Source organism: Ruegeria sp. BG6 (genome assembly GCF_056538465.1).
On record NZ_JBQFTB010000001.1, the window covers coordinates 173,714 to 199,672 of the forward strand.

Sequence of the window (25,959 nt, forward strand, 5' to 3'; positions counted from 1 at the left end):
ATGGCGCAGGGGTTTTCACTTAAGGACCAATTGTTCAACGCGGAAAAAACCAGCTATCTTGCGGGTTTATTCTCTGCTTCTGATGCTGGTTTTGACGCAACTGCCTTTCAGGCGCGCGTCATGCAGCGGTTGCCAGAACTTGAGTTGAAAGAGCGGATGGCCTGGATTGCCGAGTGCCTGCAACAGGCAGTTCCCGGTGAATTGCCTGATGTTGCCCCGGTTATCCTGCGCGCGCTGCCGCCGCCTCTGGATCCGGACAAGACCGATGATGATTTCGGAGATTTCATCTTTGCGCCCTTGGGCGATTGGGTGGTGTCGGCAGGGCTGAACTACCCCGATCTGGCACTGGATGTACTTGCGGAACTGACGCAGCGGTTCTCGATGGAATGGGCGATCAGACCGTTTTTGAACGCCCACCCGGATCTTGTGATCGAAAGGATGCAGGATTGGTGCGTGCATTCCAGCTATCACGTGCGTCGTCTGGTCAGTGAAGGCACGCGGCCTCGATTGCCTTGGGGGCAGGCGGTGGGGCTGGAGTTGAGCGATCCGGTGCCACTGCTGGACAGGTTGCACGGCGACAACACACGATATGTCACGCGGTCTGTGGCGAACCATTTGAACGATATCACCAAAACGGACCCGGACCTGGTTCTGGATCGATTGCAGACCTGGCAGGCGGAGGGCCGACAGAACGCTGACGAGCTAAGATGGATGACCTCTCATGCCCTGCGCGGGCTGGTGAAATCGGGCCATGCAAGGGCGATGAAGATGCTGGGTTATGATCCCGATGCCGAACTGATCGTTGCGGTTGACCTGCATGGGGATGCCCGGATTGGTGAGGCGCTGGAGTTTTCAGTTGATCTGAGAGGTTCAGGAGATCAGCCGGTTTTGGTTGATTATATCATTCACTTTCAAAGGCCTGGCGGAAAGGTTTCACCCAAGGTTCACAAGCTGAAACAGTCCGTTCTGCGCGATGGCACGCTCAGCTTGGCCAAGAAACACAAGCTGAAAGGCGATGCCACCACCTTTCGGTTGGTGCCGGGCATGCACCGGTTGGAGATTCAGGTGAATGGAAAAATACGCGCCGGTGCGGATTTCGAACTGCTGGGCTGAGACGGCAAGAAACTCTCACGCTTTTGTCAGAATGGCGGTCGCCTGATTGCGCGCCAGTCGGTCTTGCACTAGCTGCTGAACAGTGGCTGAGGAAAGGATTCCGATGATGAAGCATGAGGCGGTACAGAACTATTATGGCGAAGTCCTGCAAGGCAGTTCGGATTTGCAGACCAACGCATGCTGCACGCCCGATGACATGCCGGATCATCTGAAGAAGATTCTATCCCGGGTGCATGACGAGGTGCTGACACGGTACTACGGCTGCGGCTTGATTGCGCCGCTGGACCTGGAAGGAATGTCGATCCTCGATCTGGGGTGCGGTGCGGGCCGTGACGTTTATGCGTTGTCCGCCATGGTCGGCGAAAAGGGCCGCGTCGTCGGCGTGGACATGACGCCGGAACAGCTGGACGTCGCGCGGGCGCATCAGGACTATCACGCGAATGCGTTCGGATATGCCGCCAGCAATGTTGAATTCCATCACGGCTTCATCGAAAAGCTGGACGAACTGGATCTTGAGCCGGGATCGTTCGACATCATCGTGTCCAACTGCGTTATTAATCTGGCCACCGACAAGGATGCTGTTCTGCGTGGCGCGCATCGGCTGCTGAAAGAGGGCGGCGAGATGTATTTCTCGGACGTGTACGCTGACCGCCGTGTTCCTGCCGCCATGGCTGAGGATGACGTTCTGTACGGCGAGTGCCTGTCCGGGGCATTGTACTGGAACGACTTCCTGTCAATGGCGCGCAAGGCCGGGTTTGGTGATCCGCGCCGGGTGACGCATCGTCCGCTGACCATTGAAAATCCGGTTCTGGAAGAGCGCGTCGCGCCGCTGAAATTTCTTTCGGCCACCTACCGGTTGTTCAAGCTGCCTGATCTGGAACCTGCCTGCGAGGATTACGGTCAGGCCGTAATCTACAAGGGCACCATTCCCAACGCGCCGCATCTGTTTGAGCTGGACGACCACCATGCCATAGAAACCGGCAAGGTTTTCCCGGTTTGCGGCAACACCTGGATGATGCTGCACGATACGCGCTTTGCACGGCATTTCCAGTTCATTGGTGATTTCTCGAACCACTATGGCATCTTCGAAGGTTGCGGGGGCGAAAGTCCGTTCGAAGCCACAGGAGAAGCCGCCTCTGGTGGATGCTGCTGATCCCTTGCGCCTGAGGGGCGGGATTGTTATCCCCGCCCAAGCCCGATGAATTTGATCGGGAAAGGCAACGGGGTTCATCGGTGACAGTAGAGAAAGCTCCTCCTCCTCGTCTGGAGATTCGCAATCTGGTCGCGCGCTATGACGGTCAGGTCGTGGTGGATAACGTCTCGCTGACGGTGCAGGCAGGGCAGGTAACATGTCTGCTGGGACCGTCCGGCTGTGGTAAGTCCACCACGCTGCGCATGATTGCCGGGGTCGAGATGCAGGACTCGGGCGAGATCTACGTCGATGGCAAGCTGATCTGCGACACGGTTTTCCGTGTCCCGCCGGAACGGCGCGAGATCGGGTTGATGTTCCAGGATTTTGCCCTGTTTCCCCATCTGAGCGTGGCGGACAACGTTGCGTTCGGTCTGAAAGGCCGGAAAGAGGAGAAACGCGCCCGGGTCGAGGAGCTGCTGACCAAGGTTGATCTGATGCGGTTCATCGACGGGTATCCGCATCACCTGTCAGGTGGTGAACAACAACGCGTGGCGCTGGCCCGCGCGCTGGCACCGCGCCCGCGCATCATGTTGATGGACGAGCCTTTTTCGGGCCTCGACAATCGTTTGCGCGATGGCATCCGGGATGAGACGCTGGCCATCCTCAAGGAAGAAGACGCGGCGGTGGTGCTTGTAACGCACGAGCCCGAAGAGGCGATGCGCATGGCCGATGAGATTGCCCTGATGCGCCGCGGCAAGATCATTCAGCAGGGCGCGCCGTATAACGTGTATACGCGTCCGGCAGACAAGGCGGCTGTTGCTTTTTTCAGCGATGTCAACGTGTTGCGTTCGCAGGTGAACGGAGCTTTGGCGGAAACGCCTTTCGGGCAGTTTCTGGCGCCGGGTGTGCCGGATGGCACCGATGTCGAGATTGTGTTTCGACCACAGCATGTGCGACTGGACTTCGACCGGGGCGGCAAGGGGCCGCTGCCGACGCACACGGATGGGGTTGCTGCGCGGGGGGTGGTGCAGCGCGCGCGGTTTCTGGGCAATGAAAGCCTTGTCGAGTTTGAGATGGATCATGATGGCTCGACCCTGAAAGCCACTGTTCCGAATGTTTTTGTACCCGGCCCGGGTCGGGTCATGTGGCTGACGGTTCGCCGCAACCGGTGTTTCGTATTCCCGGTCTGAGGGGCTATGGCTCAGTTTAGTGCCAAGTGGTGCGTGAAAGCCGCAGATTGCGGACGTGCATTGCTTGCCGCAGCGTGGGGCTGGGTCTATCAATGGCGAAACGCGGGGGTAATTCGGGCACATGCGTATTCTTCTGACCAACGATGACGGCATCAATGCGCCGGGATTGATCACGCTTGAGGCGATTGCAGCCGAACTGGCAGGGCCAGGCGGAGAGGTCTGGGTCGTTGCCCCGGCCTTCGAACAGTCCGGCGTTGGTCATTGCATCAGCTATACCCATCCCATGATGATCGCCAAAATGGGCGAGCGTCGCTTTGCCGCCGAAGGCTCGCCCGCTGACTGCGTTCTTGCGGGCCTGCATGATGTGATGAAGAACCAGCGGCCCGATCTGGTTTTGTCCGGCGTCAACCGGGGCAACAACTCGGCAGAGAACACGCTTTATTCCGGGACCATCGGCGGCGCGATGGAGGCGGCACTACAGGGCGTACCTGCGATTGCCCTGTCGCAATATTTTGGCCCCCGGAATCTGGGCCTTGACGATCCGTTCGAGGCCGCTGGCCGGTTCGGCGCGGATCTTGTCCGGCGCATTCTGGATGCGACACCGCAAGAGCAGGGCGATTACCGGTTGTTCTACAACGTGAATTTCCCACCAGTGCCTGCGAATGAGGTGTTGGGCACCCGTGTCGCATCACAGGGGTATCGCCGGGACACATGCTTTTCGGTAGAACCCCACAGTTCGCCCTCGGGGCGGCGGTTCTTGTGGATCAAGGGCGGGTATCAGCATAACCCGACTGCTCCGGGGACCGACGCGGCAGTCAATCTGGAAGGCTACATCTCGGTCACGCCGATGCGGGCAGACCTGACGGCGCATGATACGCTGGAGGCGCTGAAGGCGATCGAATGAGTGGACTGAACCCTGAAACAACCATGCAGTTCCTGTTCGCCCTGCGTAAACGCGGGGTGACGGATGCGCGCGTTCTGGCGGCGATGGAACAGATCGACCGGGGCCGCTTCGTCAAGGGCCTGTTCGCGGAACGCGCCTATGAGGATACACCCCTGCCGATTGCATGTGGTCAGACGATCAGCCAGCCGTCGGTCGTGGGGCTTATGACGCAGGCGCTCGAGGTTCGGCCAAGGGACACAGTTCTGGAGATCGGAACCGGCTCGGGCTATCAGGCGGCGATCCTGGCGAAGCTGGCGCGCCGGGTTTACACGGTTGAACGCCACAAGCGCCTGGTGCGCGAAACCGGTGAGTTGTTTCGCGAACTGGGCCTGACAAATGTGACGGCCATGCTGTCGGATGGATCGTACGGTCTGCCCGAGCAGGCCCCGTTCGATCGGATCATTGTGACCGCCGCTGCGGAAGACCCGCCCGGGCCGCTCTTGGCGCAGCTTAAAATCGGCGGTATTATGGTGTTGCCGGTGGGCCAGTCGGATGCGGTTCAGACTCTGATCCGGGTCAGGCGAACCGAAACCGGGCTGGACTATGATGAATTGTTGCCTGTCCGTTTTGTGCCCTTGCTGGAAGGGCTTGGGAAGGATGGGGTGTAGTTGATATTTCCGAACTATGCGCCGGAACCCCGGAAAACAGGGGCAGGCGTTGAGGACAGCAAGATGAGAGCAGTTTCCAAATCAGCAATGCGCCGTTGCGCCCTTGGAGCGACGGCATTGGTAATCCTTGCCGGGTGCGAGGGGCCATTGGACTATGACCTGCGGGGCAATGTAGGCGGATTTTCGACCGCCGATGCGGCGCTGGCGGCCACGGGCAATCGTCCGGCTCCTGACGTGCGTGGGGTCATCACCTATCCCAACTATCAAGTCGCGGTGGCTCGCGGCGGCGATACCGTCAATGACGTGGCCGCACGTGTTGGGCTGCCTCCGTTGGAACTAGCCCGGTTCAACGGTTTGAATGTCACTGACTCTCTTCGCGATGGCGAAGTTCTGGCGCTGCCGCGTTCGGTCGGCGGCGGCAGCAACGTCGATATTGCAGCCTTGGCCGGGTCCGCCATTGATGAGGCTCCCGAGAGCGGGGGTGTTCAGACCACGACATTGGAGCCGGCAAAGCCTGTATCACCCACACCTGCACCGGTGGGGCCCGAACCGGTTCGGCACAAGGTCAAGCGTGGGGAAACGGCCTATACCATTTCGCGTTTATATCAGGTGCCGGTGGAGTCCCTGGCGGAGTGGAACGGTCTTGGGTCCGATTTCACCGTGCGCGAGGGCCAGTACCTACTGATCCCGGTCAAGGATCAGCCAGCGCCACGCAGGTCCGCGGCAGCGGCCACTACTGCAACGAATGTAACGCAGCCGGGGCAGGGATCTCCGACGCCGACACCCCCCAGTGCCACGCAGCCCTTGCCGGACGAAGAGGTCGCGCCATTGGCCGAAGCGCCTGATGTGACGGCGGAAGCGCCGACAAACACCAGCACCGCCGCCTTGTCCCTCCCGGTCAGCGGGACGATCATCCGCACGTTCGACAAGAACAAAAACAAGGGGATCGACATCGCCTCGAGTGCGGGCGCGCCGGTCAAGGCAGCTGATGCCGGGACTGTGGCTGCTGTGACGGAGGACGCAAATCAGGTTCCGATCGTACTGGTGAAGCACAGCAATGATCTGGTCACGATTTATGCCAATGTTGCCGACGTTGCCGTCAAGAAAGGCGACAGGGTTCGGAGAGGACAGCAAATCGCGGCTCTGCGGGGCGGTGACGAGGCCTATGTGCATTTCGAGGTGCGGCAGGGGTTCGAAGCCGTCGATCCCGAGCCTTACCTCAAGTGACGGAAATGGCCCGTTTCGGGCCATGCCTCCGGCGGGAGTATTTTGAAAAAGATGAAGCCGGTCAGCTGTGCGGGTCGTAGTCGCTGAGCCGTTTGCCAGGTTCGTCGGGGAAGATCTCGGGCATTGGCGTGACCGCCTCGATCAGATCGATACGGAAGACGCGGAAACCGTCTCGCAACTCGCACCAGGCGGTGAGGGTCCATACTCGGCCCCAGTATTCCATGTGCAGCGGGCGGATCACGCGATCGGTCAGGACGCCGTCGATGCGGCGGTAGGACAGGCGCAGTTTCTGGCGGGATTTGATTGCGGCGCGGATCGGGGCCATATGTGCCAGTCCGCGCGCGGCGTCGGCAAAGGGGTAGACGGCGAACTTCCAGCTGTCGGCTTCGGCCACGACCTGAGTGGGCAGCACGGCGTCGATTTTGTCGGCCAGTGATTCAGCTGCGGATTTAAGGTCGGGATCGGCCGCCTCGGCCACAATCGCCATGCCGAGGTTCAGCGCCTCGAGTTCAGCGGGGGTAAGGTTCAATGGTGGCAGGGTGATCTGTTCGCGCACCATATAGCCGACGCCGCGTTCGCCCTCGACCGGAAAGCCCGAGGCGACCAGCGTGTCCATGTCGCGATAGATGGTGCGGACCGACACCTCGAGCCGGTCCGCAATGTCCTGCGCGCGGTGCAGTTTGCCGTCGCGCAGGATCTGGATGATGTCGAACAGGCGGTCAGAGCGGCGCATGACGCACCGTCCTGACCTGCCTCAGGCGGTCATGTTCCATAACACATTCTCGTGGCGCATCTGGATGCTTTCGGGGTTGACGGCAGCCATCAGGCCCGCGCAAAAATCCTGCTGCGGGAACTGCGCTGCGGCATCCTTGGCGGCCTTCATGTCTGTCCAGATCACGTAATCCGTCCAGCGGCCATCCTCACCCTGGCTCAGTTGGCGATGGGCAAATCCGGGGGCCGCGCGGACAAATGCCTCGGACGCCTGGCTGAGTTTCACGAACTCTTCCGGGGTGGTTCCGTTGGCAAGGGTGAAGGTGACGATTTCAGCAACATGGGTCATTTGATTCTCCGTTGACCAGGTTTCAATGCCCTCTGCCTAGCCTTTTGCAACTGACATAAACCTGTCAGTTGAGAATTGCGAGTCCGCAAAAACCGCGCCACCGGTTCACATTTATGCGCGGAATTGACCTGCCTCACTTTTGCAAAGCGCTTTGCAGGCGTAGACACGGACCCAGATCACATTTCCGGCGCGTGGCGCCGACGTAAAAGGAGAAAAGACATGCTCAACAATATCGGTCTTCCCGGCCTTCTGCTGATTGCCGTCGTGGTGCTGGTGCTGTTTGGCCGCGGCAAAATCAGCTCGCTGATGGGCGAAGTGGGCAAAGGCATCACCGCGTTCAAGAAAGGCGTCAAGGACGGAACGGAAGAGATTGAACAGGACGCGTCCGAGCTGGCCAAGGATGTTACGCCCGAGACCGAGAAAGACAAGGTCTAAGCGCGGATGTTTGATCTGGGCTGGACCGAGCTTCTTGTCATCGGCATCGTTGCGCTGATCGTGGTGGGGCCCAAAGACCTGCCGGTTCTGTTTCGCAATGTCGGTCGATTCGTCGGCAAGGCGCGCGGTATGGCGCGTGAGTTTTCCAGCGCCATGAACGAAGCGGCGGACCAGGCAGGTGTGAACGAGATCAAGAAGGGTCTGAATGCCGCTGCCAATCCTGTCAACACCGCCATGGACGGGGTAAAGCAGGCCGCGCAGGATATGGCCAAAAGCATGGATCCGACCAAGTTCGACCCGGACAGCGAAACCGGCAAACTGGCCGCTGAACGGGCGGAACAGGCCAAGAAGATCCAGGCCGCAACAGCTCGCGCCGCCGCCGACCGCAAGGCGAAAGAAGCCGCAGACGCGTTGGCCAAGGCAGAAGAGGCGGAAGCGGCGCTGAACACTGAAAGCAAGACATGACCAAGACCGACGAGATCGAAGATACCTCGGCCCCATTGATCGAGCATCTGGCCGAACTGCGCACACGGTTGATCCATTGCGTAGTGGCGTTTCTGATCGGTATGATCATCTGCTTTACGGTGGCCACGCCGATCTTCAACTTTCTGACGCAGCCACTGTGCGAGGTACTGACCGAGCGTGGACAGGATTGCGGGCTGATTTTCATATCGCCGCAGGAAGGGTTCTTTGTCGCCATCAAGGTCTCGTTGCTGGGCGGTTTCATGCTGGCTTTTCCCTATATCGGGATGCAGATGTGGCGGTTCGTGGCGCCCGGCCTTTATCGGTCGGAAAAGAACGCCTTTCTGCCATTCATGCTGGCGTCGCCCTTCATGTTTCTGCTGGGGGCAAGCTTTGCCTTCTACGTGGTCACGCCTTTGGCCTATGACTTTTTCCTGGGCTTCCAGCAATTCGGAGCGGAAGGCGAAGCGGTGGCCGACGGAACAAACGCAGCGCCGCTGAGTGTGGTGTTCCAGGGCTCAGCGCAGGAATACCTGAACCTGACGATCAAGTTCATCGTGGCCTTTGGCCTGTGCTTCCAGTTGCCGGTTTTGTTGACCCTGATGGGCAAGGCCGGGCTGGTCAGCGCCGAGGGGCTGGGAGCGGTACGCAAATACGCGGTCGTTGGCATTCTGGTGCTGGCCGCCATCGTGACACCGCCGGACGTGATCACCCAGATCATCCTGTTCGTCGTGGTCTACGGGCTGTACGAGATTTCGATATTCCTGGTGGCTCGGGTCGAGAAAAAGCGCGAAGAGCAATTGCGCGCCGATGGCTACTATGACGACGAAGAAGAAACAGACGAAGAGATCGTACAGGAAGAAGACGCTAGGTAAATCTGCTGAATGAAATGGATAAGGCGCGCCGGTTTCTGGCGCGCCTTTTTCGTGCCCGGCCCTTGTTGCGTCCGGGCGAACATGGTTTGACACAGGCAGAGATGACCGGAGGAGCCGATGGACGACCTAGCCCTGAACCGTATCGCCGACGCGCTGGAGCGTATGGTACCTGCACCGCTGGCCGCGCCCGATTTCGCCGTGGCATCGGCATTTGTCTGGCATGTTGAGCCGGATCGCCTGACGCCGGTCGAGCAGGTCAACAGGGTCGATCTGGATCTGCTGGTGGGGATCAACCGCTCTCGTGACACGCTTCTGGACAACACGCGCCGTTTCGCTGCAGGATTCAAGGCCAACAACGCCTTGCTGTGGGGCGCGCGGGGAATGGGGAAATCCAGCCTCGTCAAAGCTGTGCATGGCACTTTGCAGCATGAGCATCCGGATCTCAAACTGGTGGAATTGCAACGCGAGGACATGGGCTCGGTCGCGCGTCTTCTGAACCATCTGCGGGCCGCGCCTTACCGGTTCATTCTGTTCTGCGACGACCTGTCGTTCAGCCATGATGACCAACACTACAAGTCGCTAAAGGCGGTGCTGGATGGTGGTATCGAGGGCCGCCCCGAGAACGTGGTGTTCTATGCCACCTCGAACCGTCGCCATTTGATGCCACGTGACATGATCGAGAACGAACGCTCAAGCGCCATCAACCCCTCCGAAGCGGTCGAGGAAAAGGTTTCCCTGTCGGACCGGTTCGGCCTGTGGCTGGGTTTCCATCCCTGTGATCAGGATGAGTATCTGGCGATGATTGACCGTTACTGCGCCGCCTACGGTGTTTCGGTCGATGCTCAGATCCTTCGGGCCGAAGCCATTGAATGGCAGGCCACGCGTGGCGCAAGGTCCGGTCGCGTGGCCTGGCAGTTCTTCGTCGATCTGGCCGCGCGCAACGGCGTTCACATCGCCTGACCCGCCCGCTTCATCTGGCCAAAAATATCCCCGCCGGAGGCATGGCCCGTCAGGGCCATTCCTATAGCAGCGCCAGAATACGCGCGGCCTCGTCCGCTGTGCTGGTCAAGGCTTCGCGGTCTTCACCGGGATGGAAGCGGGCGCGCACGGCGGTTGGCATTGGCGCAGGTTCCACAATAGAAACCCGCGGTCCTGTCCGCTCGGTCTCGGCCGCCCAGCTGCGGGCCAGCGCCATTTGCGCGGCCTTGGTTGCGCCGTAGATGCCGTAGAACTTCTCGCCCGCCTTGGGGTCGTCAAAGAACACGGCGTGGCCGGCTTCGCCCAGTAGCGGCGCGATGTATGGGATCAGCACCGAGGTTGCGTTGGCGTTGGTATTCACCGCCTTGGTCCATTCCTTGGGGTCGATGAAATGCGCAGGTGTCAGGGCCGAGGTGTGGATTGCGGTGTGCAGCCAAAGATCGACCTTACCCCAGCGGTCGTGAATGCCCCGGCACAGGGTCGCCATTGCGTTAGGATCAGCAATGTCCATCGGCGCCAGAGTGGCGCTGCCGCCCTTGGCCTTGATGCGGTCGTCCAGTTCCTCAAGCCCGCCCGTGGTGCGGGCAACGGCAACAATGTGGTGTTCGGGCGCCAACGCTTCGGCCAGAGCGGCACCCAGCCCGCGCGAGGCCCCGGTGATGAGGGCGATTTTGGTCTGATCAGTCATGGTTGCGGTTTGGACCCGTGCGCGCAGGGCGTCAAGTCGCGATCACGAGCCGGGAATGGCAATCCGGTGCGTTTGGCCGCTTTGTCGCAGCATGATGCCGTCTTCATCAATCGCAACAATAGTGCCCGAAGCCACTCGGCTGCCGGTTTTGACCTCTTTTACGCGGCCCGAAGACATCCGCATCAATGCGCGCATATTCGTGGAGGGGCCAAAGACACCAAGGAGGGAAACAGATCCCTTTTTCAGCGCACCTTTCTGGGTGGCTGCGGCCTTCACTTTAGAGTTCGACATAAGTTCTGGCCGGGCAGGGCCCGGCCCCTGTTATCGGGTGGTGGTTGGCTTGCGCCTACCAAATGCGTTCGACGAACAAAAGCCCGGTCGTACGTGGCGATACGGGCAAGTGATCACGCTGGCAGGAACTGGTTGGATTCACGCAGCGTTCGCCGCCGGGTTGTGAGCGGAAACCCACTCATACATAGCATTCGGGCGGTGGGTTGGTTCGAATCGTGCGGCCGGATCGCTTCAGTTGGCGCCGTTCAGCCAGACGCCAGCTTGGCTGCGTTCCACGACCCGCCGACAACCATCATGTCCTGTTTCTTCTGGCTGACCCGGCTGCTGTTTTCGAGGCTTTCAAGATATTCCTCGCTGACACTTCCGGTTGGGTAATTGCCGTCAAAACACGAGCAGTCGAATTGCTTGATCTCGGGATTGCCTTCTTTCGCGGCCCAGATCAGGTCATCCAGTTCCTGATAGAACAGGGCGTCCGCACCCAGTTCCTGGCGGATTTCTTCGATAGATTTGCCGTTGGCGATCAGTTCATGCTTGGTGGGCATGTCAATGCCGTAGACATTCGGGTATTTGACCGGGGGCGAGGCGCTGGCGACGTACACCTTTTTGGCGCCGGCCTCGCGGCACATCTGGACGATTTTCTTGATCGTATTGCCGCGCACGATAGAATCGTCGATCAGCAGGACATTCTGGTCTTCAAACTCAAGCGGAATGGCATTCAGCTTGCGGCGCACGGATTTCTGTCGTTCCTGCTGGCCAGGCATGATGAATGTGCGCCCGACATAGCGGTTTTTGACCAGACCTTCGCGATAGGGGATGCCGGTGATCTTGGCGGCCTCGAGCGCGACGGGGCGTGCGCTGTCCGGCACGGGGATGATGCGATCAATCTCAAGACCGGCAGCCTCGATCTGGCGGGCCAGCGTTTGGCCCATGCGCATCTGTGTTTTGTAGACCGAGACGCCGTCCAATAGCGAATCCGGCCGCGCAAGGTAGACGTATTCGAAGATACAGGGGGTCAGTTGGCCCTCAACCGCCTGGAACGCGTGCATGTTTCCTTCCAGATCGATCAGGATCGCCTCACCGGGTTTCACGTCACGCAGCTTGTCAAAGCCGTTGATGCCGAATGCCACGTCTTCGGACGCAAAGGCATAGTCGTCGCCATCTCCGTCCACATCGCGTTTGGCAACGGACAAGGGGCGGATTCCATAGGGATCGCGGAACGCCAGCATGCCGACGCCGGCAACCAGACAGATCACCGAATAGGCGCCCTGAACCCGCTCCATCGTCATCTTTACGCCGGCAAAGATATTCCGAATGGGCTCGGCATTGCCGTTGACCTTGATGGCATCGGCCACTTTGTCGGCCAGAACGTTCAGCAGGATTTCCGAGTCGGATGTGGTGCGCAGGTGGCGGCTGTATTTGCCGGTGACCTTCTCGCGCTGTTCTGCGGTGTTGGTGATGTTGCCGTTATGAACAAGATAGATGCCGTAAGGCGCGTTCACGAAGAACGGTTGCGCCTCGGCCGCGCTGAGCGAACCTGCCGTGGGATAGCGGACATGACCAATACCGGTTTTCCCCAGAAGGGTTTCGGCGTCTTGCGCGTTGAAGACGTCCTTGACCAGCCCGTTCGCCTTCTTTTCACGAAAGTACTCACCGTTATATGTGACGATGCCCGAGGCGTCCTGACCCCGGTGCTGCAGCATCAGCAGCCCGTCATAGATTTCCGCAAAGACATCATGTGTCCTGCTTGCGATCCCCAAAATCCCACACATGTACGGGCTCCAATTCCTATGACGTTCTTGTGGTGAGTGTTCTCAATGGCCGGAACCGGAGTATTTGCCGGATGGTATTCGTACCCGTTGTCGCCAGTCTTCAGAACGGCAAAGTCGCGCCATCGCAAAAAGGGCAAGCGCGAAAGAAAACAGATACAGCAAGACCGGCAGCTCCGATTCCATGTCGGTTCGGTTCCACATAATACCTAACGGCGCGTGTGTCATCTAACGATCACAATCGCGATTTGCCGCAGGCCAATATTTGTCTGAATTCACGCGGAAGATGACATTTTTACCGACTTATGCTGTCATGCGAACAATGCCGACCGTTAAGGCGGTTTGTTACCGGACTGGATGTTACCTATGTGGCAGCATAAGCCAAAGGCCAAGGAAGCGGCCGCAGCAAAGCGCCGATGTCACCGATGCCGGGGCATGGGACGTGCGCCATGCCAGATCTGCAACGGTGCCGGAGAAGTGGTCAAAAGCCGCGATATCCTTGGCAAACCGATCTCAAGCAGATGCGACGGATGTTTTGGGTTGAAAACGATCCGATGTACGGTCTGCGGCGGCGAGGGGTTTGTCTGAGACCCGCAAACAAAAAGGCCCGGGCATTGCCGGGCCTGTCTGCAAACTCAACTGATAAGGCGTATCAACCTTCCGAGTTGCCCGCGGTGCAGCTGGCGACCAGTTCTTCATACTGGGTCGTAACCCAACCTAAGGCCGCTTCGGGGTTTTGCTCTTCGATCTTGCCACTGAACTGTTCGAAGACTTTGGCCGAACGGCTTTCGTCAACGATGGTATAGCTTTGGCCGGTCATCACCGTGTCGTAGACAAAGAAGGCGATGGCCACCAACAGAATGCCCCGCGCGATGCCGAAGAAAAAACCGAGTGCCTGATCCAGGCCGCCAAGCGCCGAGCGCTGGACCAGCGATGAAAACAGCGGCGTGAAGATGCTGACCACGATCAGTGCGATGGCAAAGACACCCGCAAAGCCGGTGATCACCGACAATTCGCAGCTGTCGCGCAGGAAGTCTCCGACGACCGGGATTTCCTTGACCAGCGGAACGGCCTGTGGTGCGAAGATAAAGGCCAGAACTGCGGCGGCGACCCAACCTGCGATGGCCATAACCTCGCGCATGAATCCGCGCGAATAGGCCAGAATGCCCGACAGCACGACGATCAGGGCGACTACCCCGTCAATTATTGTAAAACCTTCCATGGCCCTCGCCTGTTCGTTTTCTGCCCCTCGGGGCGCGACTTTAACCTGCTCCGAAGGTTTCGCCAACAAACCCGACCAAATCAGAGGGTCGGGTGAGTGTCAGACCTGCCACAGTGCCGGTTTTGCCACCTGCCGGAGCAATTGCCGCCGTGAAACCAAGTTTTTGCGCTTCTTTCAACCTGTTTTCGGTCTGCGGGGCCGGTCTAAGTGCCCCGGAAAGAGAGATTTCTCCGAAAACGACCGTGTCGGCGGGCAGGGCCGTGTCCTCACGCGCGCTGAGCAGTGCTGCGGCCACAGCCAGATCGGCAGCGGGTTCGCTAACTTTCAGCCCGCCTGCCACGTTCAGGTAGACATCGAGACCGGCAAAGGGGATACCACATCGGGCTTCGAGTACGGCGAGGATCATCGCAAGCCTTCCGCTGTCCCACCCGACGACAGTGCGGCGGGGCTGGGAATGCGGCGACGGTGCGACGAGGGCCTGCAACTCCACCAGCACGGGCCGGGTGCCCTCGATCCCGGCAAAGACGGCCGAGCCTGGGCTGGGTGTGCCACGTTCCGACAGGAACAGGGCCGAGGGGTTCGTGACCTGTGCCAGCCCTTTGCCGGTCATTTCGAACACTCCGATTTCGTCGGCGGGGCCAAAGCGGTTCTTGACCGCGCGCAGGATGCGGAACTGATGGCCACGCTCGCCTTCGAAATACAGCACCGTGTCGACCATATGCTCGACCACGCGGGGACCGGCGATCTGGCCTTCCTTGGTGACATGGCCAACCATGATGATCGAGACCCCGTGGCGCTTTGCAAAGGTCGTCAGCTCGTGAGCCGCTGCGCGAACCTGAGACACTGAACCGGGGGCGCTGTCGACATTGTCGGCCCACATGGTCTGAATCGAGTCGATGATCGCGAGGCCCGGTTTTTCCGTTTCCAGCGTTGTCAGAATATCGCGCAGGTTGGTTTCAGCGGCGAGTTGCACGGGGGCGTCTTCCAGACCCAGACGGCGCGCGCGCATGCGGACCTGCGTGCTGGCTTCTTCGCCCGAGACATAGATCGTCTTGACGCCTGCCCGGGCAAATCTGGCCGCTGCCTGCAACAGCAGGGTGGATTTGCCGATGCCGGGGTCGCCACCGACCAACAGGGCCGAGGCCGGCACAAGACCGCCGCCCAACACCCGGTCCAGTTCCTCGACGCCGCACAGGGTGCGGGGCGGGGGTGTTTCCTCGGTCGACAGGTCGGACAGCGCTACGGCCTGTCCACGCTTGCCGCCCAGCGATTTCTTCGCCGGGCCGGCGGAAAGGGGGGTTTCCTGAGTGATGGTGTTCCATTCACCGCAGGCGTCACATCGTCCGGACCAGCGGGAATGCGACGCGCCGCAGGCGTTGCAGGAGAAAGAAGTCGTTTTAGCCATGGCGCAATTCGTGCCCGAGCCGGGGCGGTTCTTCAAGCCCTTGCGGGGCTTTCTTCACCGCCGGTGGCGGCCACGACCTCGGGCCCTGCGGGCCGTCGGCCATGGCGGGCGCTGGCGCGCCGGGGTGGGTGGCTTATTCGGCGGCCCGGGGCGGTGACATGGCAATGACGCTTGCGGCGCTGGGGTCACTTCCGTCGGGCGGTGTTTGCAATTGGGTCGAAAGTTCAGGCAGAAGCTCGAACAGTTCATCGCGAAGGCGCGCAAGCTGGGATTTGGCGATGGATTCCTCGATCTCGATATCGCGGGTCCACTGGCGCAGCTCGTGCTGGACGGTCTGGGCATCTTCGATTCGTTGACGGAACAGCTCGATCTCTTCCTGACGTTGTTTCAGGAAGGTGCGGGCGCGGGCCACTTTGTCCGCGCCATAGGTCTGTGCCAGTTCGTGGCTGACCTGGCTCATCTGTGCGGCCAGTTCCAGAACCTCGGGTTCGAGTGACTGAAGGTCCGGGTGATCGCGCAGAAAGGCCAGGCGTTCCTTTACCGCGTCGAACTCGGAGGCAAGCGCGAAGGCTCCGCTGCGATCGGCGGCATGGGCCACCTGATAGGCATCGACCACATCCTGCATGTTCAGGGAAAACTCTCGATGCGTCTTTTCCAGCGCCATCATTCTGGCGTTTGAGGGCAGGTAGAAGGCCAGCATGAGAATCAGTGCAGTCAGGCCGAGCTGGACAAACATGCCCGCATCTATCGTGCCCGATCCGGCAATTCCGGCCTGCACCGACAACCAGGGCCAGACGCCGGCGGCCGATAGAGTGGTGGCCAAAACCGCTGCGAGGGCCGACGCGCAGATCAGGAAAAAAGTCAGTCGTAGAAAGGCATTCTGACATTGCAATGTGATAGTATGGATGGCGTCCATGACGTCCCAACTCCTTCTCGCAAACCGGCACTGACCGGGTCCGGGCGGCGGGGTTCGTCAAACACACAACGTGATCCGCAATGGACCGGCAAGGTACAAAAACTAAACTGCTCGAATTAGGAAGATGATACTCAGTATAATGATTTCAATCAATTAGACCTGAGGATTTCGTGAACTGGATGTCATTTCCGTAACGTAGCCCACGGCGATTGACGCCAGAATACAGCCCGTGAACAGATAAAGACCCCACGCCGTTTCGATGGTGGCGTAGGAGATGCCCTTGGCCAGCGTGATGTAAAGCGCGATGAGGAAAATGTCGGCCATGGCCAGTTTGCCCAGGATATTGAGCGCGGGCTGGACGCGGGCGTCCAGTAGATTCCATTGGATCAGCGCGGTGCCGATGGTTTTGATGTAGGGCGCAAAGAGGGCGAAGACGGTGACGATCAGCGCGAGGAAAACATCGGATCTCCAGAGGGATTGCAGGCCGGTGATGACGCTGATTTCGCTGAGGCCGAAGATCGGCAGTAGACCGGCTCGCATCAGCGGGGCGAACCATGCGATGGGGTAGAGGATCAGGAGCGAGAGGGTGGCGAGGCGGAGAGTCATGTGTGCAGACTTAGGCCCTCATGCCTTTGACGGAAAGCGTTAAACCCATAGTGTAAATCAATAAGATGGCTCCGACGAGGAGGTCAGACTGTAGTTTGTGTGATACTGTTGATCGCAATTTCCGATGCAGGATAACTGCAGAAACCACTTAGCCTCCCATAATTGGAGCTAGTGATATTTGACCTTTAAAACCAAAAACTTGCGACAAAAGAACCCCGACTAGCATGCCGGGTAGCAGGCCTTTGACCATCGAAAAGATCACTGGAAAGAAGATTACTTCAGTTTTGAGTGAACGGGGTACACCTGATTTTTCTCCGATGAAGTGAATAATAAACCAAGCGATCGTTACCGACAAAAGGTAATAAAATAGCAATTGTTGCAGGACAACTATTGCGTCGTCCATCACCGCACCGCCTCAATAGGCCCCTCTGCGCTGCCACTAATGAACTGCTCCACATAGGGATCACCCGAGGCATCCATATGCCCAACCGGGCCGGTCCACTGGATCACACCTCCGTGCAGCATGGCCACGTTGTCAGCAATCGCACGGACCGAGCTCATGTCGTGGGTGATGGTCATCGCGGTGGCGCCCATCTCGGTCACAATCTCGCGGATCAGGTCGTTAATGACGCCAGACATGATCGGGTCCAATCCCGTGGTGGGCTCGTCGAAGAAAATGATCTCGGGCTCGGCGGCGATGGCGCGGGCGAGGCCCACGCGTTTTTGCATGCCGCCCGACAGTTCGGCCGGAAAGCGGTCGGCGACGTTGGATTTCAGGCCGACGCGGCGCAGTTTCTCGATGGCGATTTCGCGCGCCTCATCCGCCGGGCGTTTCAGCGAACCGCGCAGCAGGCGGAAGGCGACGTTTTGCCAGACGGGCAGGGAGTCGAACAGCGCAGCCCCCTGAAACAGCATCCCAAAGCGTGCCAGGAACGCATCGCGGTCGCCTTTGGTCGCGTCTTTGCCATCGACATAGATCATGCCGCTGTCGGGCTTGATCAGGCCGAGGATGCATTTCAGCGCCACGGACTTGCCGGTGCCCGAACCACCGATTATGACCATCGAGGTGCCTTTGGGGATCTCAAGGTTCATGCCCTGCAGCACGTGGTTGTCGCCAAAGGCTTTCTGTACGTTCTCCATCCGTATCATAGCGAGAAGAACACCCCTGTCAGAACGAAATTAGCGGCGAGGATCAGCACAGCGGCAGCCTCGACCGAGCCTTTGGTGGCGCGGCCCACGCCCTGCGCGCCGCGGCCCGAATTCATGCCGTAGTAACATCCCATGATGGCTGCGATCATGCCGAAGGCTGCACCTTTGACCAGCGACGAGACGATGTCGCGGGTTTCCAGGAAATCCACGGTGTTTTTCAGATAGGCCGCCGGGTTGAAGCCCAGGTTTTGCGTTGCGACCGTGTAGCCGCCCATGATGCCGATTACGTCGCCAACCGCGACCAGAGCAGGCACGGTGATCAGCGCCGCCAGCACGCGTGGGGCGGTGAGGTATTTCATCGGGTGCGTGGACAGCGTGACCAGCGCGTCGATCTGCTCGGTCACTTTCATCGTGGCGATTTCGGCGGCGATGGACGAGGTCACGCGCGCGGCGATCATCAGGCCGACCAGCACCGGACCAAGCTCGCGCACCATGCCGATCGCAACGATCTGGGGCACGACGGCTTCGGCATTGAAACGCGCGCCGCCCGCGTAGATCTGCAGCGCCAGCGCGCCGCCGGTGAAAATCGCGGTCAGGCCGACGACGGGCAGCGACAGCCAGCCGATATTCAGCAGCGCGATGCCGAATTCGCGCGGGTAAAACGGCGGGCGAAAGATATGAGAGACCGCATCCAACGCGAACAGTCCGACGCGGCCGAATGCCGCCAACATGGTCAGGACGACGCGTCCAAGACCACCCAGAAGGGAAATGGGGTTCATTCCACGTAGCCCTTGGAATAGCGGTTGCCCAGTGAGGTCAGGATTTCATAGCCAATGGTCCCCGCGGCCTCGGCCAGATCATCTACGGTCTGATGTCCGTTCAGAATGCGCAGACGCTCGGGCGCATGCGGCAGGTCGGTGACATCGACGGTAATGAGATCCATCGAGATGCGGCCGACCACGGGGCATGGCTGATTGCCAGAGAACATGTCTATGCCGCCCCCGATGGCGCGGTGCAGCCCGTCGGCATAGCCAGCCGCGACGGTTGCAATCCGTGACGGTCGGCGCGCGGTCCAGCTGTTGCCATAGCCAACGGTTTCACCCACGGCCAGATCCCTGATCTGCACAACAGGCAGATCGGCTGTCACGACGGGTTTTGCGGCGGCGAACGGCAGACCGCCATATAGTCCGACGCCCGGGCGACAGAAGTCGAAATGGAATTCGGGTCCCAGCATGATGCCGCCAGTTGCCGCCAATGATCTGGGAGCGGCAACCCCGTCGGTCATCTCGCGGAAGGTGCGCAACTGTTGTTGGTTCATCGGGTGATCCGGCTCGTCCGAACAAGCCAGATGTGACATCACCACGACCGGGTTCAGCGCCTCGGCTTGCGGGCGCAGTGCGGCCCAGTCGGAAGGTTCCAATCCCAGGCGGTTCATGCCGCTGTCGAGCTGAATGCCAAAGCCGTGATCCGGCAGTGCCTCGCGATGGCGCTGAAACTGCTGGGGCGAGTTGATCAATGGTGTCAGATCGTGATCCCGCAGCAGATCGGCGTCGCCTTCCATGTGGCCGGAGAACACGCCGATCATCGGACCGGGGCCGACCGCCTGCCGAACAACGGCGCCTTCTTCGGCGACGGCGACAAAGAACTTCCGGACGCCTTCTTCGGCCAGTGTTGCCGAGACAGGCCCGGCACCCAGGCCATAGGCATCCGCCTTGACCACGGCGCCGGTTTCGACATCCGTTTTTGCGTCGAGCGCCCGCCAATTGCTGGCGAGCGCCTGAAGATTGATCGTCAAACGTGCAGTACTCATGGAACTGTTCATGACATTGGATCGCGGCAGGTCAAGAGGGAATGCTTCAATTCCCCTCGGGTTTATGGGCCTCATAAGCAGCTTCAAGCTCAGATCGCAGGAAATCGGCAAACAACAAAGGCTTGAACCCGGGGGCGCCGGTGCCGGGCAGAGGTTCGACAATTGTGCTCACATGCGGGTCAAAGAAGAACGGCACGCTGTATCGTTCACGACCCGAACGGTTGATGACGCGATGCGGTGTGGACAACAGGCGGCCATTCGACATCCGATGCAGCATATCCCCGACATTGACGACAAATGCCCCGGGGCGTGTGGGGACATCGACCCAGTTTCCGGCAGGGGTTCTGACCTGTAATCCACCGACCTGATCCTGCGCCAGCAAGGTCAGGCAGCCAAAATCGGTATGGGGTGCCGAGCCGAACAGATCACCAGGGCTGGCTTCGGATTGCGGAGGATAGTGCAGCAACCGCAGCCAGATGGTCGGAGTGTCGAAGGCCGAAAGAACAGAAAAATCGGCTGCGCCACTGGCCTTTAGGGCAATTCTCATCAACCTGCGCCCCAGATCGGACATGGCGCGGGCATAGGCCTCAAGCGTGGTCCTAAAACCCGGCAGATCCGGCCACCGGTTCGGGCCTGACAGGTAGATACCGGGATCGGCCTTTGTGTCTTCGCGCATCATCATGAAGCTTGCCGACTGATTGGGTTTGGTCACATCGGCCAGGTTCGAGTTTACATCCGTTGACGTATCGATGGCGATATAGCCGCGGTGGGTTCGGCCAACGGCGATCGCAAGTTTTTCGTCAAGCGGAAGCGCGTGAAACTGTCTTGAGGCTTCGAAGACATCGCTGATCAGACCGGCATCTATGCCGTGATCCTCGATATAGCCGAAGCCTGTTGTTCCATAAGCAGCCCGAAAATCGGCTGCGATTTCATCCTCGGCGCGCGCGCCCAGACGGATGACGGGGATTTCAGTGAATTCTGTCATTGTTCTTTCGCTTTGTTAAGGAAGATTGCAGGGGCAGAAAATGCCCCCGATCTATCCGGCAAAGCGTTTGCGGCGGTGCCCGAAGTGGCGTTCAAGCACCACGCGACGGGGTTTATGAGCATGACAAAACAGCATGGCCCGATCCGTGCATATCAGTTTGCCAAGGTCAAGGGATCAATACCCTTCGATCTGCCCGCCCTGTTGCCAGGGCTTGACCAGATTTCCGAAACGGGTGAACTGGGCCTCGAAGGACAGCTCGACAGTGCCGATGGGGCCGTGACGCTGCTTGCCAACGATGACTTCGGCCTTGCCGTGCAGGCGTTCCATGGCCTGCTTCCACTCTTCCATCTTTTCCAACTCGTGATCGCCGGGCTTTTCGCGTTCCTTGTAGTATTCCTCGCGGAACACGAACATCACCACGTCCGCATCCTGTTCGATCGAGCCCGATTCCCGCAGGTCGGACAGTTGCGGGCGCTTGTCGTCGCGGTTTTCGACCTGACGGGAAAGCTGAGACAGCGCGATCACCGGGATGTTCAGTTCCTTCGCGATTGCTTTCATGCCCATCGAAATCTCGGCGATCTCGTTGACGCGGTTGTCGGACATGCCGCGGCAAAGTTGCAGATAGTCGATCACCAGCAGGTCCAGCCCATGGGTCCGTTTCAACCGCCGTGCGCGGGCGGCCAGCTGTGAAATCGGCAGGGCGGGCGTGTCGTCGATGAACAGGGGGCACGCCTCAAGCTCCTTGGCGGCATCGACGAAGCGGCGGAATTCGGCTTCGGTCATGTCACCTTGGCGGATCTTGTGTGAAGAAATCTCGGACGCTTCGGCCAGAACCCGACCAGCAAGCTGCTCGGCGCTCATCTCCAACGAGAAGAAGCCGACCACTCCACCGTCAATCGCGCCCTCGCTGCCGTCCGACTTCAAGCCACGCTTGTACGCTTTGGCCACATTGAAGGCCACGTTGGTCGCCAGCGATGTTTTTCCCATCGACGGGCGGCCCGCCAAAATGATCAGGTCCGATGGGTGCAGGCCACCCAGTTGCTTGTCCAGATCGGCCAGACCGGTGGAAATCCCTGCCATGCCGCCACCGCGCTGGTACGCCTCGTTGGTGACATTGACGGCTTCTGTGACCGCCTTGAGGAAGGATTGAAAACCCTGTTCGGTCTGGCCCTGCTCGGACAACTGGTAAAGCTGCTGCTCGGCCTCGACGATCTGTTCTTTTGGTTCGCTGGAAACGTCGACCCGCGCCGCCTTGTCCGAGATGTCCCGGCCCAGACGGATCAGTTCGCGCCGGATGGCGAGGTCATAGATCATCTGCGCGTAGTCATGCACCGCGAAGGCGCTGATTGAGGCGCCGGCCAGTTTGACCAGATAGGCCGGCCCGCCAAGTTCCTTCAGGCCTTCATCCTCGGCCATGAAAGATTTCAGCGTCACAGGCGAGGCCAGCGCATTCTTGGCGATGCGCGCGGCCGCGACTTCGTAGATGCGGGCGTGGACCGGATCATAGAAATGCTCGGCCCCGATGATCGAGGCTACCCGGTCATAAAGGTCGTTATTGGTCAGGATCGCGCCCAGAAGCTGCTGCTCGGCCTCGATGGAGTGCGGCATTGTTTCGGCGTTCTGAATTTGCGCCGCTGCCTGCTCGATACTGCTGATCTCGTTCATTGCTGTTCTCTTGCCCCTTGGACAGAGGCCATAACGCAGCGCCCTGAGTCGGCGCAAATTGTATGTTTTCTGGGGATAGCCTGTGCATATCTTCCCGCCCCATCATATTGCAGGATGGGGCAGGGGTCCGTCAACATGTTGTGGATGGAGTGTCGGGCGTATTCGGCAATGTTTCCGATTGGGAAACGGTTTGCGCCACGTCAGCCCTTATTCGCTTCCTGCCAGCCGCGCGGATCGTTCAGGAATGCCTCGACCCCATCTAGTGTTTCCTGATCAAACGCTTTTTGCGCCTTGGCCTCGGCCAGAACATCCCACCAGGTACACAGGCTGTGCAGTCGCACCCCATGATCACCCAGGGTTTTTTCGGTTTCGGGGAAGATGCCGTAGTAGAAGATAACGGCAGTATGCCCGCAGGTCGCGCCGGTTTCGCGGATCGCGTCGACGAAGGACAGTTTCGAGCCGCCATCGGTGGTCAGGTCTTCGACCAACAGAACGCGTTCGCCTTCGCTCATGGCGCCTTCGATCCGGGCGTTGCGGCCATAGCCTTTGGGTTTCTTGCGCACATAGGTCATCGGCAGAGCCATACGCTCGGCCACCATTGCGGCAAAAGGGATACCAGCGGTCTCGCCGCCGGCAATGTTGTCGAATGCTTCAAAGCCCGCATCGCGCATCACGGTGACGGTCAGGAAATCCATCAAGGTCGACCGGATGCGAGGGTACGAGATCAGCTTGCGGCAATCGATATAGGTCGGGCTGGGCAAGCCGCTGGCTAGAGTGAATGGCTCGCGTGCGTTGAAATGCACGGCCCTGATCTCCAGCAGCATCCGCGCGGTCAAACGGGCGATTTCAGTGCTGTCGGGAAATGAACTGGGGATCATGGCGGAACCTCGGGGCTGAAATGACGTTGCGGGCTGATAGCCCGTCCAAAGGGGCGCTGTCGAGAGGGGTTGGCCCAAAAGAAAAGCGGACCCTGAATAAGGTCCGCTTTTGCCCTTGCGGGCTGCTGGACGGGCCTAGGTGGGCTAGGCCTGCCCGGATCAGGGCATTTACGCGAAAGGGACTTCGCTGTGCAACCGGCAATTTGCCGACCGCATAGTGTCAGTCATGCCTGTGCGATAACCGAAACAGTATGCCCGCAGTCAGGTGTGCCGGCCTGAGGAAGCACGTTACAGATCAGCACTTTGTGAGCAATGTGGCAGAAGAAAAAGGGGGGAACCGGCTGCCTGCGCCGCGGATGATGTTACTTGGCATCACGTGATTGTGCGTTGAGTGGTCTTAGGTCACAGGCCCTGAGCTTTGGCGCCTTTCTGGAGGTGCCGATACAACAGATCAAGGGCGTGGTCCCGTGCGGCAATGCGCACCTTGTCCCGGCCCAGAGCACCAAACTCGACGGTTTCGGTTATGGTGTCCTGGCCTTCGGCCGCCAGACCGAAGCACACACGACCTTCCGGCTTGAATTCAGACCCACCCGGACCGGCAATTCCGGTGACAGAGACAGTCAGCTGAGCGCCCGAATGCTTCAGCGCGCCCTCGGCCATTTCCCGGGCGACCTGCTCTGATACCGCTCCGTGGGCTTCCAGCGTGTCAGCCTGCACGCCAAGCATCTGCTGTTTGGCGGTATTGGTGTAGGTGACAAAGCCGCGTTCCACCACGGCAGAACTGCCGGGAATATCTGTCAGCGCGGCGGCAACAAGGCCGCCAGTGCAGCTTTCGGCTGTGGCGATCATCACCCCCTGCGCCTTGGCCCGATTCAGGATGTCGGTGACGCTCACAGGCCCAGTACCCCATGCGAAAAGCCGGCCAGCAGCGCGACGCAGATGGCTGAAAACACACCGGCGATCACGTCATCCAGCATCACGCCCATTGGGTCGCCACGCCGGTCGGCCCAGCCGACAGGGCCGGGCTTGGTGATGTCGAACAGGCGAAACAGCACGAAACCCGCAACCCAACCGGGCCAGAGCGCGGTGATTTCCAGCCCGTGCGCCCAGGCCGGGTATGAAATTGCCCAGAGGGCGATGAACTGCCCTGCAACCTCGTCAATCACGATTTCCGACGGATCGTGGTCATCCTGACCTGCGGTCATGACCTTTGTGGCCCAGAGCCCTGCGACAAAGACGATCAGAGTAGCCAGGGCCAGCAAGGGGAAGCCACCCAGCGTGTGCAATACCCAGACCATCGGCAGCGCGGCCAGTGATCCCCAGGTGCCGGGGGCGGGGCGCAGATAGCCTACGCCGCCAACGGTTCCAATCAGACGAGCCGCGTTCATGACTTCACCAGACAGGCCGTGGCCAGTGACGCGATGCCCTCACTGCGGCCGGTAAAGCCCAGACGTTCGGACGTGGTCGCCTTGACCGAGACCTGATCGGCCCGCAATCCCATGATTTTCGACATTTCTTCGCGCATTGCGGGCGCGTGAGGACCGATCTTGGGATATTCGCAAACAAGTGTGCAATCGACATTCGAGATGCGGTAGCCCATCTGTTCGGCCAGTTCGACCGCGTGCCGCAGAAATATTGCGCTGGCGGCCCCTTTCCATTGCGGATCCGATGGTGGGAAATGCTGACCGATATCTCCCTGCGCCAGCGCGCCATAGATTGCGTCGGTTACGGCGTGCATCCCGACATCGGCATCTGAATGTCCCTGAAGCCCGCGATCATGCGGCACTTTTACACCGCACAGGATCACATGATCTCCATCGCCAAATCGGTGAACGTCGTACCCGTTGCCCAGCCTTACTTCCATGTTCGTTCCCATGATACGTTCCGCCCGGGCAAAATCCTCGGGTCGGGTGATTTTGATGTTGTCTGCGTCGCCGGGCACGATAGCCACGCCTATACCTGCCGCGCGGGCGACTTCAACGTCGTCCATGGCACCGCCGGGGTGTGCGGCATGGGCTGCAACGATGGCGTCATAGTGAAATCCCTGAGGGGTCTGGGCCGCATACAATCCAGTGCGATCCTGTGTGCCCGTGACAGCGAAGCCGTCCCCCGTCCAGAGCGCGTCGGTCACCGCCACCCCCGGTGCCGCGGCGATGTTGTCGTTCAGTGCCGCCAGTACGTCGAGGATGGTAGCGCGGCTGACACAAGGCCGGGCGACATCGTGGATGAGGACGCGCGCCACGGTCTTGTCCGCCAGCGCCTGCAGGCCATTGCGGACAGACCCGGCGCGGTCTGCTCCTCCTGTCGCCAAAATCAGATCGGTACCGTCAAATTCAGCCCGTGCGGCGTGGTCGTCGGGGGAAAGGACCAGAACGATATGATCAACCAGTCCCCGGAACCTGTCGATTGTCCAGTCGGCCACGCGACGTCCGGACAGAGTGCGCCATTGTTTTGGCGTTCCGCCACCCGCGCGCATTCCGCGTCCGGCGGCGACAATAATGGCGGCGGTGGTCATGAGGTCTGCTCTCCTGCGTTGGGTCATTGTTTAGGATGCG

Annotated in this window: 29 protein-coding genes; 10 read left to right on the forward strand and 19 right to left on the reverse strand. The window is 59.9% G+C overall.

Features of this window, described 5'->3' with window-relative positions; translation table 11 throughout:
• The 6 genes from ACR0JW_RS00905 (at position 1) to ACR0JW_RS00930 (ending at position 6,213) form a co-directional block, all read left to right on the forward strand.
• Positions 1-1,113 (forward strand): hypothetical protein, encoded by a 1,113-nt coding sequence (locus ACR0JW_RS00905; protein ID WP_170677717.1) that lies wholly within the window; start codon positions 1-3, stop codon positions 1,111-1,113.
• A gap of 106 nt (positions 1,114-1,219) precedes the next feature.
• A complete protein-coding gene (locus ACR0JW_RS00910) occupies positions 1,220-2,266 on the forward strand; it encodes a methyltransferase domain-containing protein (protein WP_170677714.1) in 1,047 nt (348 codons plus the stop codon).
• 80 nt (positions 2,267-2,346) lie between these two features.
• On the forward strand, positions 2,347-3,435 hold the full coding sequence (locus tag ACR0JW_RS00915) for an ABC transporter ATP-binding protein (protein ID WP_480713493.1): 1,089 nt from the start codon (positions 2,347-2,349) through the stop codon (positions 3,433-3,435).
• Positions 3,436-3,556: 121 nt separating this feature from the next.
• On the forward strand, positions 3,557-4,339 hold the full coding sequence (surE, locus tag ACR0JW_RS00920; RefSeq protein WP_170677410.1) for a 5'/3'-nucleotidase SurE: 783 nt from the start codon (positions 3,557-3,559) through the stop codon (positions 4,337-4,339).
• Positions 4,336-4,986 carry a protein-L-isoaspartate(D-aspartate) O-methyltransferase gene (locus ACR0JW_RS00925; protein WP_170677408.1) on the forward strand — a complete coding sequence of 217 codons (651 nt, stop codon included), beginning with the start codon at positions 4,336-4,338 and terminating at the stop codon, positions 4,984-4,986. Before surE ends, ACR0JW_RS00925 begins: the two co-directional genes overlap by 4 nt.
• A 63-nt stretch (positions 4,987-5,049) precedes the next feature.
• A complete protein-coding gene (locus tag ACR0JW_RS00930) occupies positions 5,050-6,213 on the forward strand; it encodes a peptidoglycan DD-metalloendopeptidase family protein (RefSeq protein WP_480713494.1) in 1,164 nt (387 codons plus the stop codon).
• A 61-nt stretch (positions 6,214-6,274) separates the two neighbouring features.
• Here the strand turns inward: ACR0JW_RS00930 and ACR0JW_RS00935 are convergent, their stop codons facing one another.
• Together ACR0JW_RS00935 and ACR0JW_RS00940 are read right to left on the reverse strand one after the other, a co-directional pair.
• A complete protein-coding gene (locus ACR0JW_RS00935) occupies positions 6,275-6,946 on the reverse strand; it encodes a helix-turn-helix transcriptional regulator (protein WP_170677404.1) in 672 nt (223 codons plus the stop codon).
• Between the two features lie 21 nt (positions 6,947-6,967).
• Positions 6,968-7,273, reverse strand: a complete 306-nt coding sequence (locus tag ACR0JW_RS00940) for a hypothetical protein (RefSeq protein ID WP_170677403.1) — start codon at positions 7,271-7,273, stop codon at positions 6,968-6,970.
• A gap of 219 nt (positions 7,274-7,492) precedes the next feature.
• Here ACR0JW_RS00940 and ACR0JW_RS00945 point away from each other — a divergent pair, with 219 nt between their 5' ends.
• The 4 genes from ACR0JW_RS00945 to ACR0JW_RS00960 all read left to right on the forward strand — a co-directional run bounded on the left by ACR0JW_RS00945 (position 7,493) and on the right by ACR0JW_RS00960 (position 10,005).
• On the forward strand, positions 7,493-7,708 hold the full coding sequence (locus ACR0JW_RS00945; RefSeq protein ID WP_170610679.1) for a twin-arginine translocase TatA/TatE family subunit: 216 nt from the start codon (positions 7,493-7,495) through the stop codon (positions 7,706-7,708).
• A gap of 6 nt (positions 7,709-7,714) precedes the next feature.
• The gene (gene tatB / locus ACR0JW_RS00950; protein WP_170610681.1) at positions 7,715-8,173 is read left to right on the forward strand and encodes a Sec-independent protein translocase protein TatB; all 459 of its coding nucleotides are present in this window, start codon (positions 7,715-7,717) and stop codon (positions 8,171-8,173) included.
• Positions 8,170-9,045, forward strand: a complete 876-nt coding sequence (gene tatC, locus ACR0JW_RS00955) for a twin-arginine translocase subunit TatC (protein ID WP_480713495.1) — start codon at positions 8,170-8,172, stop codon at positions 9,043-9,045. The genes tatB and tatC overlap by 4 nt, the downstream gene beginning before the upstream one ends.
• A 117-nt stretch (positions 9,046-9,162) precedes the next feature.
• Complete coding sequence (locus ACR0JW_RS00960; RefSeq protein ID WP_170677399.1) at positions 9,163-10,005, forward strand: ATP-binding protein; 843 nt, start codon at positions 9,163-9,165, stop codon at positions 10,003-10,005.
• Positions 10,006-10,066: 61 nt separating this feature from the next.
• Here ACR0JW_RS00960 and ACR0JW_RS00965 read toward each other — a convergent pair whose 3' ends face one another.
• The 17 genes from ACR0JW_RS00965 to ACR0JW_RS01045 form a co-directional block, all read right to left on the reverse strand.
• Entirely contained in the window at positions 10,067-10,711 is a 645-nt protein-coding gene (locus tag ACR0JW_RS00965) for an SDR family NAD(P)-dependent oxidoreductase (protein WP_170677397.1), read from the reverse strand.
• Between the two features lie 42 nt (positions 10,712-10,753).
• The gene (locus ACR0JW_RS00970) at positions 10,754-11,002 is read right to left on the reverse strand and encodes a hypothetical protein (protein ID WP_170677395.1); all 249 of its coding nucleotides are present in this window, start codon (positions 11,000-11,002) and stop codon (positions 10,754-10,756) included.
• 245 nt (positions 11,003-11,247) lie between these two features.
• Positions 11,248-12,771 (reverse strand): amidophosphoribosyltransferase, encoded by a 1,524-nt coding sequence (purF, locus tag ACR0JW_RS00975; protein ID WP_170677393.1) that lies wholly within the window; start codon positions 12,769-12,771, stop codon positions 11,248-11,250.
• A 649-nt stretch (positions 12,772-13,420) separates the two neighbouring features.
• Positions 13,421-13,990, reverse strand: a complete 570-nt coding sequence (locus ACR0JW_RS00980; protein ID WP_170610697.1) for a CvpA family protein — start codon at positions 13,988-13,990, stop codon at positions 13,421-13,423.
• 40 nt (positions 13,991-14,030) lie between these two features.
• Complete coding sequence (gene radA / locus ACR0JW_RS00985; protein WP_480713496.1) at positions 14,031-15,395, reverse strand: DNA repair protein RadA; 1,365 nt, start codon at positions 15,393-15,395, stop codon at positions 14,031-14,033.
• Between the two features lie 133 nt (positions 15,396-15,528).
• Positions 15,529-16,311 carry a kinetochore Spc7 family protein gene (locus ACR0JW_RS00990; RefSeq protein ID WP_170677389.1) on the reverse strand — a complete coding sequence of 261 codons (783 nt, stop codon included), beginning with the start codon at positions 16,309-16,311 and terminating at the stop codon, positions 15,529-15,531.
• A 153-nt stretch (positions 16,312-16,464) separates the two neighbouring features.
• Complete coding sequence (locus tag ACR0JW_RS00995) at positions 16,465-16,917, reverse strand: paraquat-inducible protein A (protein ID WP_170824495.1); 453 nt, start codon at positions 16,915-16,917, stop codon at positions 16,465-16,467.
• A 148-nt stretch (positions 16,918-17,065) separates the two neighbouring features.
• Positions 17,066-17,320, reverse strand: coding sequence for a hypothetical protein (locus tag ACR0JW_RS01000; protein WP_480713497.1), 255 nt, complete (start codon positions 17,318-17,320; stop codon positions 17,066-17,068).
• Positions 17,320-18,066, reverse strand: a complete 747-nt coding sequence (locus ACR0JW_RS01005; RefSeq protein WP_170677383.1) for an ATP-binding cassette domain-containing protein — start codon at positions 18,064-18,066, stop codon at positions 17,320-17,322. The genes ACR0JW_RS01000 and ACR0JW_RS01005 overlap by 1 nt, the downstream gene beginning before the upstream one ends.
• Complete coding sequence (locus ACR0JW_RS01010) at positions 18,063-18,845, reverse strand: MlaE family ABC transporter permease (protein WP_170677381.1); 783 nt, start codon at positions 18,843-18,845, stop codon at positions 18,063-18,065. The genes ACR0JW_RS01005 and ACR0JW_RS01010 overlap by 4 nt, the downstream gene beginning before the upstream one ends.
• Positions 18,842-19,876, reverse strand: coding sequence for an alanine racemase (gene alr, locus ACR0JW_RS01015; RefSeq protein WP_170677379.1), 1,035 nt, complete (start codon positions 19,874-19,876; stop codon positions 18,842-18,844). The genes ACR0JW_RS01010 and alr overlap by 4 nt, the downstream gene beginning before the upstream one ends.
• A gap of 46 nt (positions 19,877-19,922) precedes the next feature.
• Positions 19,923-20,861: an isopenicillin N synthase family oxygenase gene (locus tag ACR0JW_RS01020; protein WP_170677377.1), complete on the reverse strand. Its 939-nt coding sequence runs from the start codon at positions 20,859-20,861 to the stop codon at positions 19,923-19,925.
• A gap of 174 nt (positions 20,862-21,035) precedes the next feature.
• Positions 21,036-22,526 carry a replicative DNA helicase gene (locus ACR0JW_RS01025; protein ID WP_170677374.1) on the reverse strand — a complete coding sequence of 497 codons (1,491 nt, stop codon included), beginning with the start codon at positions 22,524-22,526 and terminating at the stop codon, positions 21,036-21,038.
• 200 nt (positions 22,527-22,726) lie between these two features.
• Positions 22,727-23,404 carry an orotate phosphoribosyltransferase gene (locus ACR0JW_RS01030; RefSeq protein WP_170677373.1) on the reverse strand — a complete coding sequence of 226 codons (678 nt, stop codon included), beginning with the start codon at positions 23,402-23,404 and terminating at the stop codon, positions 22,727-22,729.
• 402 nt (positions 23,405-23,806) lie between these two features.
• Positions 23,807-24,298, reverse strand: a complete 492-nt coding sequence (locus tag ACR0JW_RS01035) for a CinA family protein (protein ID WP_170677370.1) — start codon at positions 24,296-24,298, stop codon at positions 23,807-23,809.
• Complete coding sequence (locus ACR0JW_RS01040; RefSeq protein ID WP_170677368.1) at positions 24,295-24,792, reverse strand: phosphatidylglycerophosphatase A family protein; 498 nt, start codon at positions 24,790-24,792, stop codon at positions 24,295-24,297. Before ACR0JW_RS01040 ends, ACR0JW_RS01035 begins: the two co-directional genes overlap by 4 nt.
• Positions 24,789-25,919: a bifunctional 2-C-methyl-D-erythritol 4-phosphate cytidylyltransferase/2-C-methyl-D-erythritol 2,4-cyclodiphosphate synthase gene (locus tag ACR0JW_RS01045; protein ID WP_170677367.1), complete on the reverse strand. Its 1,131-nt coding sequence runs from the start codon at positions 25,917-25,919 to the stop codon at positions 24,789-24,791. Before ACR0JW_RS01045 ends, ACR0JW_RS01040 begins: the two co-directional genes overlap by 4 nt.
• Positions 25,920-25,959 lie beyond the last annotated feature (40 nt).

Coding starts and splice junctions, on each gene's coding strand:
- ACR0JW_RS00905 (WP_170677717.1), top strand. CDS start 1: ATGGCGCAGGGGTTTTCACTTAAGGACCAATTGTTCAACGCGGAAAAA.
- ACR0JW_RS00910 (WP_170677714.1), top strand. CDS start 1,220: ATGAAGCATGAGGCGGTACAGAACTATTATGGCGAAGTCCTGCAAGGC.
- surE (WP_170677410.1), top strand. CDS start 3,557: ATGCGTATTCTTCTGACCAACGATGACGGCATCAATGCGCCGGGATTG.
- ACR0JW_RS00925 (WP_170677408.1), top strand. CDS start 4,336: ATGAGTGGACTGAACCCTGAAACAACCATGCAGTTCCTGTTCGCCCTG.
- ACR0JW_RS00930 (WP_480713494.1), top strand. CDS start 5,050: ATGAGAGCAGTTTCCAAATCAGCAATGCGCCGTTGCGCCCTTGGAGCG.
- ACR0JW_RS00935 (WP_170677404.1), bottom strand. CDS start 6,946: ATGCGCCGCTCTGACCGCCTGTTCGACATCATCCAGATCCTGCGCGAC.
- ACR0JW_RS00940 (WP_170677403.1), bottom strand. CDS start 7,273: ATGACCCATGTTGCTGAAATCGTCACCTTCACCCTTGCCAACGGAACC.
- ACR0JW_RS00945 (WP_170610679.1), top strand. CDS start 7,493: ATGCTCAACAATATCGGTCTTCCCGGCCTTCTGCTGATTGCCGTCGTG.
- tatB (WP_170610681.1), top strand. CDS start 7,715: ATGTTTGATCTGGGCTGGACCGAGCTTCTTGTCATCGGCATCGTTGCG.
- tatC (WP_480713495.1), top strand. CDS start 8,170: ATGACCAAGACCGACGAGATCGAAGATACCTCGGCCCCATTGATCGAG.
- ACR0JW_RS00960 (WP_170677399.1), top strand. CDS start 9,163: ATGGACGACCTAGCCCTGAACCGTATCGCCGACGCGCTGGAGCGTATG.
- ACR0JW_RS00965 (WP_170677397.1), bottom strand. CDS start 10,711: ATGACTGATCAGACCAAAATCGCCCTCATCACCGGGGCCTCGCGCGGG.
- ACR0JW_RS00970 (WP_170677395.1), bottom strand. CDS start 11,002: ATGTCGAACTCTAAAGTGAAGGCCGCAGCCACCCAGAAAGGTGCGCTG.
- purF (WP_170677393.1), bottom strand. CDS start 12,771: ATGTGTGGGATTTTGGGGATCGCAAGCAGGACACATGATGTCTTTGCG.
- ACR0JW_RS00980 (WP_170610697.1), bottom strand. CDS start 13,990: ATGGAAGGTTTTACAATAATTGACGGGGTAGTCGCCCTGATCGTCGTG.
- radA (WP_480713496.1), bottom strand. CDS start 15,395: ATGGCTAAAACGACTTCTTTCTCCTGCAACGCCTGCGGCGCGTCGCAT.
- ACR0JW_RS00990 (WP_170677389.1), bottom strand. CDS start 16,311: ATGGACGCCATCCATACTATCACATTGCAATGTCAGAATGCCTTTCTA.
- ACR0JW_RS00995 (WP_170824495.1), bottom strand. CDS start 16,917: ATGACTCTCCGCCTCGCCACCCTCTCGCTCCTGATCCTCTACCCCATC.
- ACR0JW_RS01000 (WP_480713497.1), bottom strand. CDS start 17,320: ATGGACGACGCAATAGTTGTCCTGCAACAATTGCTATTTTATTACCTT.
- ACR0JW_RS01005 (WP_170677383.1), bottom strand. CDS start 18,066: ATGATACGGATGGAGAACGTACAGAAAGCCTTTGGCGACAACCACGTG.
- ACR0JW_RS01010 (WP_170677381.1), bottom strand. CDS start 18,845: ATGAACCCCATTTCCCTTCTGGGTGGTCTTGGACGCGTCGTCCTGACC.
- alr (WP_170677379.1), bottom strand. CDS start 19,876: ATGAGTACTGCACGTTTGACGATCAATCTTCAGGCGCTCGCCAGCAAT.
- ACR0JW_RS01020 (WP_170677377.1), bottom strand. CDS start 20,861: ATGACAGAATTCACTGAAATCCCCGTCATCCGTCTGGGCGCGCGCGCC.
- ACR0JW_RS01025 (WP_170677374.1), bottom strand. CDS start 22,526: ATGAACGAGATCAGCAGTATCGAGCAGGCAGCGGCGCAAATTCAGAAC.
- ACR0JW_RS01030 (WP_170677373.1), bottom strand. CDS start 23,404: ATGATCCCCAGTTCATTTCCCGACAGCACTGAAATCGCCCGTTTGACC.
- ACR0JW_RS01040 (WP_170677368.1), bottom strand. CDS start 24,792: ATGAACGCGGCTCGTCTGATTGGAACCGTTGGCGGCGTAGGCTATCTG.
- ACR0JW_RS01045 (WP_170677367.1), bottom strand. CDS start 25,919: ATGACCACCGCCGCCATTATTGTCGCCGCCGGACGCGGAATGCGCGCG.